This window comes from Bradyrhizobium sp. B120, from assembly GCF_049075665.1.
Classification (GTDB): domain Bacteria; phylum Pseudomonadota; class Alphaproteobacteria; order Rhizobiales; family Xanthobacteraceae; genus Bradyrhizobium.
In genome coordinates, this window is record NZ_CP185242.1 from 1,579,378 (window position 1) to 1,592,500 (window position 13,123).

The following is a 13,123-nucleotide window of genomic DNA, read 5'->3' on the forward strand; positions in this document are numbered from 1 at the left end:
TACACCATGCAGAAGAGAAACAAGACGGTCGCCGTCATTGGTGCCGGTGATTTCATCGGCGGCGAGATCGCCAAGAAGTTCGCTTCCGAAGGCTTCACGGTCTTCGCCGGCCGCCGCAACGGCGACAAGCTCGCGCCGCTGGTCAAGGAGATCGAGGCCGCCGGCGGAGAGATCCATGCGCGCTCACTCGATGCGCGCAAGGAGGAGGAGATCATCTCCTTCCTCAACGACGCCGACAAGCATGCGCCGCTGGAGGTCTGCATCTTCAACATCGGCGCCAACGTCAACTTCCCGATCCTGGAGACCACCGAGCGCGTGTTCCGCAAGGTCTGGGAAATGGCCTGCTACTCCGGCTTCCTGGCCGGCCGCGAGGCGGCACGGCTGATGACGGCGCGCGGCGAGGGCAACATCTTCTTCACCGGTGCGACCGCGTCGCTGCGCGGCGGCAGCGGTTATGCTGCCTTTGCCAGCGCCAAGTTCGGCCTGCGCGCCGTGGCGCAGGCGATGGCGCGCGAGCTCGGACCGAAGAACATCCATGTCGCGCATCTGATCATCGATTCCGGCGTCGACACCGAATGGGTGCGGCAGCGCCGCATCGAGGCGCTCGGCCCGAACGCGCTCGACAATCCCGATCTGTTGATGCCGCCGGCTTCGGTCGCCACGTCTTACTGGCAGCTCTACCAGCAGCCGAAGAGCGCCTGGACCTTCGAGCTGGAAATCCGGCCTTTCGGCGAGAAGTGGTAGGGAGCGTTACAGATGGAGCTCGCGCTATCTCCTGAAGACGCGGCGTTTCGCGACGAAGTCCGCGCCTTCATCAAGGACAATTATCCGGCGGAGATGCGCGTCCCCAACCCGGAGACCGATCTCTCCAAGGAGCAGATGCTGCTGTGGCATCGCATCCTGCACGAGAAGGGCTGGATCGCACCGCTCTGGCCCAGGGAATATGGCGGGCCCGGCTGGTCGATCACCCGCCGCTTCATCTTCGAGCAGGAGACGACGCGCGCCGGCACCATGCCGCCGCTGGCGTTCAGCGTCACCATGGTCGGCCCCGTCATCTACACGTTCGGCAACGCGGCGCAGAAGGCGAAGTTCTTGCCGCGCATCCTGTCCGGCGAGGATTGGTGGTGCCAGGGCTATTCGGAGCCCGGCTCCGGCTCCGATCTCGCCACCGTCCGCACCAAGGCGGTGCGCGACGGCGACCACTACATCGTCAACGGGCACAAGACCTGGACCACGCTGGCGCAGCATGCCGACTGGATCTTTTGCCTGGTCCGTACCGATCCGGCTGCCAAGCCGCAATCCGGCATCTCGTTCCTGTTGATCGACATGAAGTCGCCGGGTGTGACGGTCCGCCCGATCATCACCATCGACGGCTCGCACGAGGTCAACGACGTCTTCCTGGAGAACGTCCGTGTTCCGGCTGAGAACCTGATCGGCGAGGAAAACAAGGGCTGGACCTACGCCAAATTCCTGCTCGGCAACGAGCGCACCAGCATGGCCGGCATCGGCCGCTCGACGCGCTACATCGCGCGGCTGAAGAAGATCGTGAAGGCCGAGATCCCGGAAGACGATCCGGCGCATCTCGAATTCATCAGGGACATCGCCCGCGTCGAGCTCGACGTGCTGGCGCTGGAAGCGACCGAGCTTCGGGTCGTGGCCCAGATGGCGCGCGGCATCGATCCGGGGCCGGCAGCCTCGCTGTTCAAGATCCGCGGCACCGAGATATTCCAGGACATCACCGAGCTGACCCATCGGGCTATCGGCAATGACGGCCTTGCGATCCGCGAGCATCCGGTCAGCGCCAATCACTTCATGCCGGGGCCGGACTACGGCCACACGGCGTCGGAGAAATATCTCAACTCGCGCAAGCTCTCGATCTACGGCGGATCGAACGAGATCCAGCGCAACATCATCGCCAAGGCGGTGCTTGGTCTCTAGAGCATGATGCTCAAACAAGGCGTTGGAGCGCATCGCATCGCGCTTTAGCCGCAGCGGCACGAGAGGATCGGATGGATATCCAGTTCACGGAAGAGCAGGAATTGTTGCGGTCCAGCGTGCAGCGGCTGCTGCGCGACCGGTATGACTTCGACGCGCGCCGCAAGATCGTCGCCAGCGAGGACGGCTTCAGCCGCAAGCATTGGGCTGAATTTGCCGAGCTCGGCCTGCTCGCAGCACCGTTCTCGGAAGCGGCCGGCGGGCTCGGCGGCGGGCCGCTGTCGACCATGATCGTCATGCACGAGTTCGGCCGCCATCTCGTGGTCGAGCCGTTCGTCGAGACTGTTGTCGTTGCGGGTGGCCTGATCGAGCAAGCGGGTTCCGACGCGCAGAAGCAGGCCTACGTTGCCGACATCATCGCGGGATCGAAGCTCTGGGCGCTGGCCTGGACCGAGAGGGGCTCGCGCTTCGATCTTGCCACGGTCACCACCACGGCCCGCCGGGCGGGCAACGACTATGTCCTGACCGGTGAGAAGACGGCGGTGATGGCCGCACCCTGGGCGGATCATCTGATCGTGTCGGCGCGGACCTCGGGCCATCGTCACGATCGCGGCGGCGTCAGCCTGTTCGTGGTCGATCGCCGCGCTGCCAATCTCGATCTGCAGAGCTTCAGGACGATCGATGGCCGCCGGGCGGCCGAGATCAGCCTGCGCGGCGTACGCGGCGAGCTGCTCGGTGGGGAAGGCGAGGGCGTTGCCGCGCTGGAAGCCTGCCGCAACCGCGCGATCGGCGCGCTCTGCGCCGAGGCGGTCGGCGCGATCGGCGAATTGAACGATGCCACACTCGACTACTCCAAGACGCGCAAGCAGTTCGGCGTCACGATCGGCAGCTTCCAGGTGCTGCAGCACCGGATGGTCGACATGTTCATCGCGCATCAGGAGGCACTGTCCCTGATGCAGCATCTCAGCCTCAGCCTCCGCGACGATGAGGCCGGCATTTCCCGGCTGGCGTCGGGCGCCAAGTCCAAGATCGGCTATGCCGGTAAGTTCGTGGCTGATCAGGCGGTGCAGCTGCACGGCGGCATGGGCATGACCGACGAGCTCAATATCGGCCACTACTTCAAGCGGATTTCCTCCATCAACATCCAGTTCGGCGATCCCGCCTACCACGTGCTGCGCTATGCGCAACTCGACGCGGTCGCATAAAGCCAGAGAGGCAAGCATGTCACAGGATGCAGTCATCGTTTCCACCGCGCGCACCGGCGTCGGCAAGGCCTATCGCGGCGCGCTCAACAACACCGACGGCCCGACCCTGGCCGGCCATGTGATGGCCGAAGCCGTCAAGCGCGCCGGCATCACGCCGGGCGAGGTCGAGGACGTGGTGATGGGCTGCGCCATGCAGCAGGGCACCATGGTGATGAATGTCGCGCGCAAGGGCGCGATCCGCGCCGGGCTTCCGGTCACAGTTGCCGGCACCACCATCGACCGCCAATGCGCCTCGGGCCTGCAGGCGATCGCGGTCGCGGCGCGGTCGGTGATGCACGACGGTGTCGAGATCGCGATCGGCGGCGGCATCGAGTCGATCAGCCTGGTGCAGAACGAGCACATGAACAGGTTCCACGCCGTCGACGATGAACTGATGGCGATGAAGCCCGAGATGTACATGTCGATGCTGGAGACGGCCGAGGTCGTCGCCGAGCGCTACGGAATCGGCCGCGACAAGCAGGACGAGTACAGCCTCGAGTGCCAGCGCCGCGTCGGCGCCGCGCTGCAGGGCGGCCGCTTCAACGACGAGATCGTGCCGATCACCACCAAGATGGCCGTGGTCAACAAGGACACCAAGGAAGTCAGCTTCCAGCAGGTGACGCTCGCCAAGGACGAGGGCCCGCGGCCGGATACCACGGCGGACGGCCTCGCCAAGATCAAGCCGGTGTTCGAGGGCAAGACCATCAGCGCCGGCAATGCCAGCCAGCTCTCGGACGGTGCCTCGGCCTGCGTGATCATGAGCGATCGGATCGCCGCGCAGAAGGGGCTGAAGCCGCTCGGCATCTTCCGCGGCTTCGTCGCCGCCGGCGTCGAGCCGGACGAGATGGGCGTCGGCCCGGTCGCGGCGATCCCGCGGCTGCTGAAGCGGCATAACCTCAAGATCGACGACATCGATCTCTGGGAGCTCAACGAGGCTTACGCGGTGCAGGTGATCTATTGCCGCGACAAGCTCGGCATCGATCCGGACAAGCTCAACGTCAATGGCGGCTCGATCGCGATCGGCCATCCCTATGGCATGACCGGGGCGCGGCTCACCGGCCACCTCCTGATCGAGGGCCGGCGGCGCAAGGCGAAGTACGGCGTGGTGACCATGTGCATCGGCGGCGGCATGGGCGCGGCGGGCCTGTTCGAAATCGTCCACTGATCGGAAACGCGGGAGAAATTTGTGAAGACAGCAATCACTGAACTGTTCGGGATCCAGCATCCGATCATCCAGGGCGGCATGCATTATGTCGGCTTCGCCGAGATGGCGGCGGCGGTGTCCAATGCCGGCGGCCTTGGCATCATCACCGGCCTGACCCAACGGACGCCGGAGCTGCTGGCGAAGGAGATCGCGCGCTGCCGCGACATGACCGACAAGCCGATCGGCGTGAACCTCACCTTCCTGCCAAGCTTCACCGCGCCGCCCTATCCGGAATATATCGCTGTTATCCGCGAGGCCGGCGTCAAGGCGGTGGAGACCGCGGGCCGCAGCCCGGAGCAGTACATGCCGGCGCTCAAGGCGGCCGGCATCAAGGTGATCCACAAATGCACCTCGGTGCGGCATTCGCTGAAGGCCGAGAAGATCGGCTGCGATGCGGTCAGCGTCGACGGCTTCGAGTGCGGCGGCCATCCCGGCGAGGACGACATCCCCAACATGATCCTGCTGCCGCGTGCGGCGGACGAGCTGACAATCCCGTTCGTGGCCTCGGGCGGCATGGCCGATGCGCGCAGCCTCGTCGCGGCGCTGTCGATGGGCGCCGCCGGCATGAACATGGGCACGCGCTTCATCGCGACCAAGGAAGCGCCGGTCCATGCCAATGTAAAGCAGGCGCTGCTCGATGCCGACGAGCTCGATACGCGCCTCGTGATGCGGGCGCTGCGCAACACCGAACGGGTGCTGAAGAACAAGGGCGTCGATGAGCTGCTCGAGATCGAGCGCGAGAAGGGCGGCAAGCTCAAGATCGAGGACATCCACGAGCAGGTCGCCGGGGTCTACCCGAAGGTGATGATCGACGGCGAGATGGATGCCGGCGCCTGGAGCTGCGGCATGGTGGTCGGCCTGATCCACGACATCCCGACGGTCAAGGAGCTGATCGACCGCATCATGAGCGAGGCCGAAGCGATCATCCGGCAGCGGCTGACCGGCTTCCTCGACGGCAAGTTTGAAACCACGGCGGCCCGCGCGGTCGCCTGACGGGAGAGTGCCATGACCGAACATGTCAAAGTGGAGGTCGCTGCCGGCGTCATGACGCTGACCTTGCAGCGGCCCGAGAAGAAGAACGCCCTGACCGGTGCCATGTACGACGCCATGTCGAACGCGCTGAAGCAGGCCGAGGCGGATCCATCCGTCCGCGTCATCCTGTTCCAGGGCGATGGCGACAGCTTTACCGCGGGCAACGACCTGGCTGATTTTGCGAGCCAGGCGCGCGGCGAAAGCGCCGTCGATAGCCCCGCGCATCGCTTCATCGAGACCATCAGCAAGGTTGGCAAGCCGCTGGTCGCGGCCGTGCAGGGCAATGCGGTTGGCGTAGGCGCCACCATGCTGTTGCATTGTGACCTGGTCTATCTCGCCGAGACCGCGCGGCTGATTACGCCGTTCGTCAATCTGGCGCTGGTGCCGGAGGCAGCATCGAGCTGGCTGCTTCCCTTAAGGATCGGGCACGCGCGCGCCTATGCGATGTTCGCGCTCGGCGAGCCGATGGATGCGGCGGGCGCGGTGGCATCCGGCCTCGCCAATGCCGTGGTGCCGCAGGCCGATCTCCGCAAGAAGGCGTACGACGCCGCGATCGCGCTGACCAAGCGGCCGGCGGGTTCGCTCAGCATGACCAAGCAGCTGATGCGCGAGCAGCAGCGGATCGCGGCCCAGATCGCCGAGGAGGGCGTGTTGTTCAAGCAGCGGCTGACGACGCCGGAGGCGCGGGAGGCCTTTGCCGCGTTCGCCGAACGGCGTCAACCGGACTTCACCAAGCTGTCGGCCTGACCGGCGGCGTAACTCACGGACACATCGAGGGAGTGAAAAGCAATGGGCGTCGTCGGCAGCCATCAGTATCCCAGCATGGAATCCGTGATCTACGGCAAGCCGGCGGCCGAAGCGCTGCGCGAGGAGGCGGAGCGGCTGGGCGCCAAGCGCGTCTATCTGATCGCCAGCCGGACGCTGAACACCACGACCGAAGAGATCGAGAAGATCCGTAAAGGACTCGGCGACCGCCATGCCGCGACCTTCGACGGCGTGCCGCAGCACACGACGCGGGATATCGTGACCCAGATCGCGCGGCAGGCTAGCGAAGCCAAGGCGGACCTCGTCGTCGCGATCGGCGGCGGCTCGGTGGTCGATGCGGCGAAGATCGTGCTGATGTGCATGGAGCACGAGATCTTCGAGCCCGCGGGGCTCGACGGCTTCGAGACCACGCCCGACCGCCGCTTCGGACCGTTCCGCAACCCGAAGGTCCGGATGATCGCGATCCCCAGTACGCTCTCGGGCGGCGAGTACAATTCTGGCGCGCTGGTCACCGACACCAGCCGCAAGCTGAAGCAGATCTTCAATCACCCGATGATGATGCCGCGCAGCATCATCCTCGATCCCGCGATCACCAGATATACGCCAGAGAAGCTCTGGCTCGGCTCCGGCACCCGCGCGATGGATCATGGCATCGAGGCGATCTGCTCCAGCCGCCCCAACGTGCTGGTCGATTCGGTGTGCCAGCAGGGACTGCGCTATCTGCATCACGGCCTGCTGCGCACCAAGGCCAATCCCGACGATGAGGCGGCGCGGCTGAGTTGCCAGCTGGGCTCGTGGCTGTCGGCCTTCGGACTGCAGTCGCGGGTGCCGATGGGCGCAAGCCACGCCATCGGCCATGTGCTCGGCGGCACCTGCGACGTTCCGCACTATTTCTGCACGGCGGTGATGATGCCGAGCGTGCTGCGCTACAACCGTCCCGCGACGGAAGCAGCCCAGCAAGCGATCGCCGCCGCGCTCGGTGCGCCCGGTCGCGACGCCAGCGAGGCGTTCGCCGGCTTCATCGCAGAACTCGGCCTGCCGCGGCGGCTTGCCGATGTCGGCGTCGGCGAAGATCGCTTCGAACTGATCGGCCGGAACGCCATGCTGTCGATCTTCACGCGCACCAACCCGCAGCCGATCCGCGAGTCCGGCGACGTCGTCAAGATCCTGAAACTGGCCGCCTGAGGCAACAGCACCCGGAGCAGCCCATCATGGCCGCCTTGCGCATCTTCTCCTATCTGCCGAACCCGCGGGTCTGGAAGGCAACCATTGCTGCGCGGTTCTGTGGCGTCGACGTCGAGGTCAGAGGCGCTTCCGGCAAGGAATTGCGCGACTGGCTGTGGGATTACGATGCCCGTCCGCTGGCGGAGCAGGAACGCGCCGAGCTCGCCTCGCTCGCTCGAACCGGCCGGGTCGGGCTGACCGGCGCACGGCTTTTCAAGACCGATGCGTTCATGGCGGCGCAGCCGTTCGGCAATGTGCCGGCCGCGTTCGGCGCCGACGGCACGGTCGGGATCTTCGAATCGAACAGCATCATGCGCGTAGTGGCGCGGCTCGGTGAGGCGGCGTTTCCGCTCTATGGACGTGACGCCTACGAGGCGTCCAGGATCGACAGCTTCCTCGACGTCAGCCTGGTCTTTGCGCGCGACACGCAGATCTATCTGCTCGCGCTGTCGGGCGGCACAGTCGATGCGGCCATTCATGCCCGCGCCAAGGATGCGTTCGCGATCTATGCCTCGGGGATCGAGCAGGCACTGTCGCCCCGGCGAGAGGCGCTGGTCGGGAACGGCATTTCCATTGCCGATATCTGCCTTGCCGCCGAGCTTGCGCTGTTCATGAACGAGCACGCGCGGACCGAGCAATTGCGCAAGCAGGGGTTGGACAAGATCCTGCATCCCGGGGTGCAGGATGCGTATCCGCTGATGTTCGCTCACTTCGCCCGGCTGCTCGAGCACGAGCATATCAGGCCGGACCTCAAGCCTTACGTCGAGAAGCTGCTGTCGAAGGCGGCCGCCTGATCTTGAAAACTGTTGGCTGCAACGCGGAGGATTGACTGCATGAGCGCACCCGTCTGTCTGATATCCGGCGTTGGGCCCGGTACCGGCTCGGCGCTTGCCCGGAGGTTCGCTGAAGGCGGCTATCGGGTCGCACTTCTTGCCCGGAACGAGGAGCGCCTGGCTGCGCTCGAGAAGCAGCTGCCGGGCGCCAAGGCATACCGATGCGATGTGTCCGATCCGGTGCAGGTCGAGACGGTGGCGTCGGCGGTGGAGCGCGATCTCGGCCATCCCAGTGTCGTGATCCACAACGCCGTCGGCGGGGCGTTCGGAACCTTCCGCGAGATCGATCCGCAGATTCTCAATCGCAACTTCCAGGTCAACACGATGGGCCTGTTGTATCTGGCGCGGCGGTTTGCTCCGGCGATGATCAGCGCCGGCAAGGGCGCCATCGTTGCGACCGGCAACACCTCGGCATTGCGCGGCAAGGCCGGTTTCGCAGGGTTCGCGCCGACCAAGGCGTCGCAGCGCATTCTGGCCGAAGCGATGGCGCGCGACCTCGGGCCGCAGGGCGTCCACGTCGCCTATCTCGTGATCGATGCGGTGATCGATCTGGAATGGACGCGCAAGCGCTGGCCGGAGCGGCCGGACGACTTCTTCATCAAGCCGAAAGCGATCGCCGACGAGGTCTGGCACGTCGCCCATCAGGACCGCAGCGCGTGGTCGTTCAACGTCGAGATCAGGCCGTTCGGCGAAGCCTGGTAGGCGCCGTGCGGCGGTCGCAATCGCCGGTCAATTCATAAGAGCTCAGGGGGAATTCATGTTGGTGAAGACGTTTGCTGTGTCCATTGCGATGCTCGCGGCCGTTGCTGCTACTGCGGTCCGCGCCGAAACGCCCGGCATCTCGGAATCGGAAATCAGGATCGGGGCGACATTCCCGTTCAGCGGCCCGGCCTCCCCGCTCAGCAATACCGGCAAGGGCCTCATCGCCTACGTCCATTCCATCAACGATCGCGGCGGCATCAACGGCCGCAAGATCAACCTCATCACCTATGACGACGCCTATTCGCCGCCCAAGGCGGTGGAGCAGACCCGCAAGCTGATCGAGAGCGACGAGGTGGCGTTCCTGTTCAGCCCGCTGGGGACGCCCGGCATCGGCGCAACCATCAAATACGTGACCGCGAAGAAGGTGCCGCACCTCTTCGTCGTCAGCGGTGTGACCAAGTTTGCGAACTTCGCCGAGTATCCGCTGACGACCACCGGGCTGCCGAGCTACAACACCGAAGGAAAGATCTACGCCAAATACATTGCCCAGACCGCGCCCGACGCGAAGATCGCGATCCTCTACCAGAACGACGATCTCGGCCGCGACTTCGTGGCCGCGTTCAAGGAAGCCCTGAAGGGCGAGTTCGACCGGAAGGTGGTGACATCTCCCTATGAGGTCACCGAGCCCACGATCGAATCCCGCGTGGTGACGCTGAAGGCGTCGGGCGCCCAGGCATTCCTGATCGCCGGCACGCCGAAATTCGCGGCGCAGGCGATCAAGAAAGCAAGCGAGATCGGCTGGACCCCGCTCACCATCGTGAATTACGTGTCGAGCTCGGTCTCCTCGACCATCGTGCCGGCAGGCGTGGACAAGGCGGTGGGCGTCGTCGTGGCGACCATCGCGAAGGATCCGAACGACAAGAGATGGGCCGACGATCCCGGCATCAAATGGTATCGCGCTCACTTCGAGAAGTATCTTCCGGGTGCCGATATCGGCGACAGCAACTATCTGTTCGGGACCCAGCAGGGCCAGATCCTCGAGCAGGTGCTGAAGCAGTGCGGCGACGACCTGTCGCGCGAGAACATCGTGAAGCAGGCGCGCAACATCAAGGGGCTTGTGCTGCCGACCTTGATGCCGGGCATCACGGTCAACACCGGGCCCGACAACAGCATGGCCTATACGCAGCTTCAGCTGCAGCGCTGGACCGGGAGCTCCTGGGAGCAGTTCGGCGGTGTGCTGCGCGCCGAGCCGAACTGAGCCGCCACATCGATTATGCGCTAGTGGGTCCGTCGTACGATCGGCTTCGCCAGCGTACCATGCCAACCCCATTGCGATGATCGGTCGCTCGATCGCAGGCTCGCCAGCAACGCCGTGGTCTTCGGCTGCACCCGCGAGCCGTCGATCACCTCGAGTTGGCCGCAGCGGTTGAGCGTGTGCAGCTTGCGGCCGGTCCATAGCGGCCCGGGCTTGAGCAGATGCCGGACGGCTTGCTTGTAGGTCGTCGGCGATAGTTCGAGCACTTCTGCAAGTCCGAGCGCCGCGCCGTATCCGTTGGTGCAGTCCTGCACCGGCCGCCACAGTCTTCCATTGACGGTCACGAAGTTTCCGGCCGGCCGCGTGGTCGCGCGATCCATCAGGATCGGATTGGCCGCATGCGGCTGCCAGGGGCCAAGCAATTGCCCGGCGTAGTAGATCGCGAGCGTATCGGAATATCCGCCGGTGCCGTCGCGCCAGGCGCCGAACATGTAGTGCAGACCGTTGTGCTGCGTGATCGTCACGTCGGCCAATTCGAGGCCGGACAGCAGCGTTGAGTGCCGCTCCCACTTGTCCGGAAAGCGGATGCATTTGTAGATCGGAACGTCCCGGTGCGCGGTGCTTTCCGGGATCATCCAGAGCTCGCCGCCATCCTCGATCAGGAACGGATAGGACAGATGCCAGGGCTCTTCGAGCACGGGCATCACCGTGCCGATCGGCCCGCTGCCGTCGAATTCGACCGCAGAGATGATGCCCTTGCCGGTGCGGTGGTCGAGGTCCTCGAAGAACACGAAGGTTCTGCCCTGCCATTTCACCGGGACGGGATCGGCATAAAAGTGGTTGCCGGGATCGCCGAGCACGTTCCAGGCAGGTCCCGACAGGTCGCCGGTGCGCCAGATATCCGCGTTCCCGACGAAGCGCCAACCGATATGCCAATGCGGCGCGTAGCAGCACAGACGATAGATTTCCTTCGCGATCGAAGTCGCGACGCCGCGCACGACGAAGGGCGCGGGATTTGGCGCTGCACTGCTGTTCGTCGGAGCAGGTAATTGCGGCACCAGCCGCGGAGCTCCTGACAAAATCGGCGGCAGCATCGACAGCGTGCGTGCCATCACCGTTTCGAGCCCGCCGCTCAGGCCGGCCGCGATTTCCGCCGAGGGATGACCGCGGTCCATCACCGCGCCGTCGAGCTCATTGATGATTTCGATCACCGGCAGATCGCCGGCGAGAATGGCCGAAAGTACCGCGCTTTCTCCCGTGCGCCCGTTGAACCGCGGGCGGATATAGAGCTTGGCGGCGCAGTTCGGATCCCGCGTGGCGCTGGTGAAGTCGACCACCACGTCGGGCTTGCCTGCGCGCGGACGCTCCGGGATCGTCTTCAGCCGGTCGGCCTCGCCGGTCTTGCCCTTGCGCAGCACGATGCGCTCGAGCTCGAACAGCATGTCGAGGCCGGCGGGTCGAGGCTCCGGCGTCGTGGTCCAGGCGATTTGAACGGGAATATCCTGATCGTTGACGCGCAACGACTCGCGGCTCATCCAGAGCCGCGGCTGCGCGCGGTCGCAGCGAAACTCGATAATCATGGCCAGCCCAACTTCCTAGTGCGCGTCCGCTCCCACGGCTTCGCCGAGAATGCGGACGTATTCCTCTATCATGGCATCCAACGAATAACGCGACTTCAGGCCCACGGCGCTTTGCCGCAGCTGGTCGCTCAACACACGATCGGTCAGGACCTTCGACACGGCTGCCGCGAATTCGGCCTCGTTCGCCGCGTCAACGAATACCGCGGCGGGCTGTCCCTGGTAGGACAGCACCTCGCGCAGCACGGGAAGATCGTTGACGACGCAGGGAATGCCGGCGCTCGCGGCCTCGACCGCGGCAAGGCCGAAGGTTTCGGCCTGCGTCGGGAATACGAAGACGTCGAGGCAGGTCAGAAAATCGGCCACCTGGCGCGGTGGAATTTCGCCGATGAAGTGCAGCCGGTCCGCGACATCAAGCTCGTCCGCCAGGGCTCTCAATCGTCCCTCATCCGCGCCCTGGCCGGCGAGCGCAAGGTGCCAGGATGGATCGGCAGCCAGCAGGCGAATGGCCGCATCGAGCCGCTTATGCGGGTGCAGCCGTGCCGCGCAGCCGAGCAGGGTACGGTCCGGCGGCAGCTTGAACTGTTGCCGCGCAACGGCCTTCGGCAGGCTGTGCGACTTGTCGTCGAAGCCGTGCGGGACGTGCTTCATGCGCGATCGATACGGAGCCGGATAGCGCGCGTATTCGCGCTCCATGTCGCGCGAGTTCAGCGTGATGCAGTGGAAGAAACCGGTCGAGCCCATGACGATGTCGGCAGCGCGCACCGGCATGCTCATCGACAGCGCCGAGGATACCTGGTTGGCGATCACGGGGGCGCGGCTGACGAGGCGCGACACGCCTCCGCCGATCACATTGCCGAAGTGCTGGAAGGTCAGCACGACATCGGGCTTGATGGTCCTGAGATGACCGGCGAGCGACCACAGCATCCGCAGCAGCGCCACCGGATTTCCCGGACGGGTCTGCGCGCAATAGAACGTGTTGGGCGGCTCGTCGAAGGAATCCGATTTGCGGAAGAAGAACAGGTTGGCGACGTCATGGCCGCGTGCGGTGAGGCCGGCGCCGAGTAGCCGCGAGATCTCCTGCGCGCCAGCGTTCTCGGCCTGGGTCTGCACCAGGACAACACGCAGCTTTCGCTTGCTCTCGTTTGGTCGATCGCGTGATGCGGTCGATGCCTCGCGCAATTCTGTGCTTGGCGTGTGTTGGAGCACGGATTCCTCACCCGTTGAAGGAGTGGATTCGTCCCCTTCACTTTTGCGCGCGTAGCTATCACGCGAAGCGCGCTCGTGCATCGAGTAGCGCGTGTTGAGGTTACTGCTCATTTAGCAATCAGACATGTATCGGCAATCGAGAG

The 13,123-nt window shown here is 65.0% G+C and carries 12 protein-coding genes; 10 read left to right on the forward strand and 2 right to left on the reverse strand.

What is annotated here, in order from left to right; genetic code table 11:
- Positions 1-6 precede the first annotated feature (6 nt).
- The 10 genes from ACOIX3_RS07525 to ACOIX3_RS07570 all read left to right on the forward strand — a co-directional run bounded on the left by ACOIX3_RS07525 (position 7) and on the right by ACOIX3_RS07570 (position 10,197).
- A complete protein-coding gene (locus ACOIX3_RS07525; RefSeq protein WP_092116714.1) occupies positions 7-744 on the forward strand; it encodes an SDR family oxidoreductase in 738 nt (245 codons plus the stop codon).
- 12 nt (positions 745-756) lie between these two features.
- A complete protein-coding gene (locus tag ACOIX3_RS07530) occupies positions 757-1,938 on the forward strand; it encodes an acyl-CoA dehydrogenase family protein (RefSeq protein ID WP_420969120.1) in 1,182 nt (393 codons plus the stop codon).
- Positions 1,939-2,009: 71 nt separating this feature from the next.
- Positions 2,010-3,140, forward strand: coding sequence for an acyl-CoA dehydrogenase family protein (locus tag ACOIX3_RS07535; RefSeq protein ID WP_420969121.1), 1,131 nt, complete (start codon positions 2,010-2,012; stop codon positions 3,138-3,140).
- Positions 3,141-3,156: 16 nt separating this feature from the next.
- Positions 3,157-4,344, forward strand: coding sequence for an acetyl-CoA C-acyltransferase (locus ACOIX3_RS07540; RefSeq protein ID WP_420969122.1), 1,188 nt, complete (start codon positions 3,157-3,159; stop codon positions 4,342-4,344).
- Positions 4,345-4,365: 21 nt separating this feature from the next.
- Complete coding sequence (locus ACOIX3_RS07545; RefSeq protein WP_420969123.1) at positions 4,366-5,376, forward strand: NAD(P)H-dependent flavin oxidoreductase; 1,011 nt, start codon at positions 4,366-4,368, stop codon at positions 5,374-5,376.
- 12 nt (positions 5,377-5,388) lie between these two features.
- Entirely contained in the window at positions 5,389-6,162 is a 774-nt protein-coding gene (locus ACOIX3_RS07550) for an enoyl-CoA hydratase-related protein (protein ID WP_420969124.1), read from the forward strand.
- Positions 6,163-6,204: 42 nt separating this feature from the next.
- Complete coding sequence (locus ACOIX3_RS07555) at positions 6,205-7,365, forward strand: iron-containing alcohol dehydrogenase (RefSeq protein ID WP_420969125.1); 1,161 nt, start codon at positions 6,205-6,207, stop codon at positions 7,363-7,365.
- Between the two features lie 26 nt (positions 7,366-7,391).
- Entirely contained in the window at positions 7,392-8,198 is an 807-nt protein-coding gene (locus ACOIX3_RS07560; protein ID WP_420969126.1) for a glutathione S-transferase, read from the forward strand.
- A 39-nt stretch (positions 8,199-8,237) separates the two neighbouring features.
- Positions 8,238-8,939, forward strand: coding sequence for an SDR family NAD(P)-dependent oxidoreductase (locus ACOIX3_RS07565; RefSeq protein ID WP_420969127.1), 702 nt, complete (start codon positions 8,238-8,240; stop codon positions 8,937-8,939).
- 55 nt (positions 8,940-8,994) lie between these two features.
- Entirely contained in the window at positions 8,995-10,197 is a 1,203-nt protein-coding gene (locus tag ACOIX3_RS07570; protein ID WP_420969128.1) for an ABC transporter substrate-binding protein, read from the forward strand.
- 20 nt (positions 10,198-10,217) lie between these two features.
- Here ACOIX3_RS07570 and ACOIX3_RS07575 read toward each other — a convergent pair whose 3' ends face one another.
- Both ACOIX3_RS07575 and ACOIX3_RS07580 read right to left on the reverse strand, forming a co-directional pair.
- On the reverse strand, positions 10,218-11,774 hold the full coding sequence (locus ACOIX3_RS07575; RefSeq protein ID WP_420969129.1) for a glucosamine inositolphosphorylceramide transferase family protein: 1,557 nt from the start codon (positions 11,772-11,774) through the stop codon (positions 10,218-10,220).
- A gap of 15 nt (positions 11,775-11,789) precedes the next feature.
- The gene (locus tag ACOIX3_RS07580) at positions 11,790-13,091 is read right to left on the reverse strand and encodes a glycosyltransferase family 4 protein (protein WP_420969130.1); all 1,302 of its coding nucleotides are present in this window, start codon (positions 13,089-13,091) and stop codon (positions 11,790-11,792) included.
- Positions 13,092-13,123: the final 32 nt, after the last annotated feature.

Coding starts and splice junctions, on each gene's coding strand:
- ACOIX3_RS07525 (WP_092116714.1), top strand. CDS start 7: ATGCAGAAGAGAAACAAGACGGTCGCCGTCATTGGTGCCGGTGATTTC.
- ACOIX3_RS07530 (WP_420969120.1), top strand. CDS start 757: ATGGAGCTCGCGCTATCTCCTGAAGACGCGGCGTTTCGCGACGAAGTC.
- ACOIX3_RS07535 (WP_420969121.1), top strand. CDS start 2,010: ATGGATATCCAGTTCACGGAAGAGCAGGAATTGTTGCGGTCCAGCGTG.
- ACOIX3_RS07540 (WP_420969122.1), top strand. CDS start 3,157: ATGTCACAGGATGCAGTCATCGTTTCCACCGCGCGCACCGGCGTCGGC.
- ACOIX3_RS07550 (WP_420969124.1), top strand. CDS start 5,389: ATGACCGAACATGTCAAAGTGGAGGTCGCTGCCGGCGTCATGACGCTG.
- ACOIX3_RS07555 (WP_420969125.1), top strand. CDS start 6,205: ATGGGCGTCGTCGGCAGCCATCAGTATCCCAGCATGGAATCCGTGATC.
- ACOIX3_RS07560 (WP_420969126.1), top strand. CDS start 7,392: ATGGCCGCCTTGCGCATCTTCTCCTATCTGCCGAACCCGCGGGTCTGG.
- ACOIX3_RS07565 (WP_420969127.1), top strand. CDS start 8,238: ATGAGCGCACCCGTCTGTCTGATATCCGGCGTTGGGCCCGGTACCGGC.
- ACOIX3_RS07570 (WP_420969128.1), top strand. CDS start 8,995: ATGTTGGTGAAGACGTTTGCTGTGTCCATTGCGATGCTCGCGGCCGTT.
- ACOIX3_RS07575 (WP_420969129.1), bottom strand. CDS start 11,774: ATGATTATCGAGTTTCGCTGCGACCGCGCGCAGCCGCGGCTCTGGATG.
- ACOIX3_RS07580 (WP_420969130.1), bottom strand. CDS start 13,091: ATGAGCAGTAACCTCAACACGCGCTACTCGATGCACGAGCGCGCTTCG.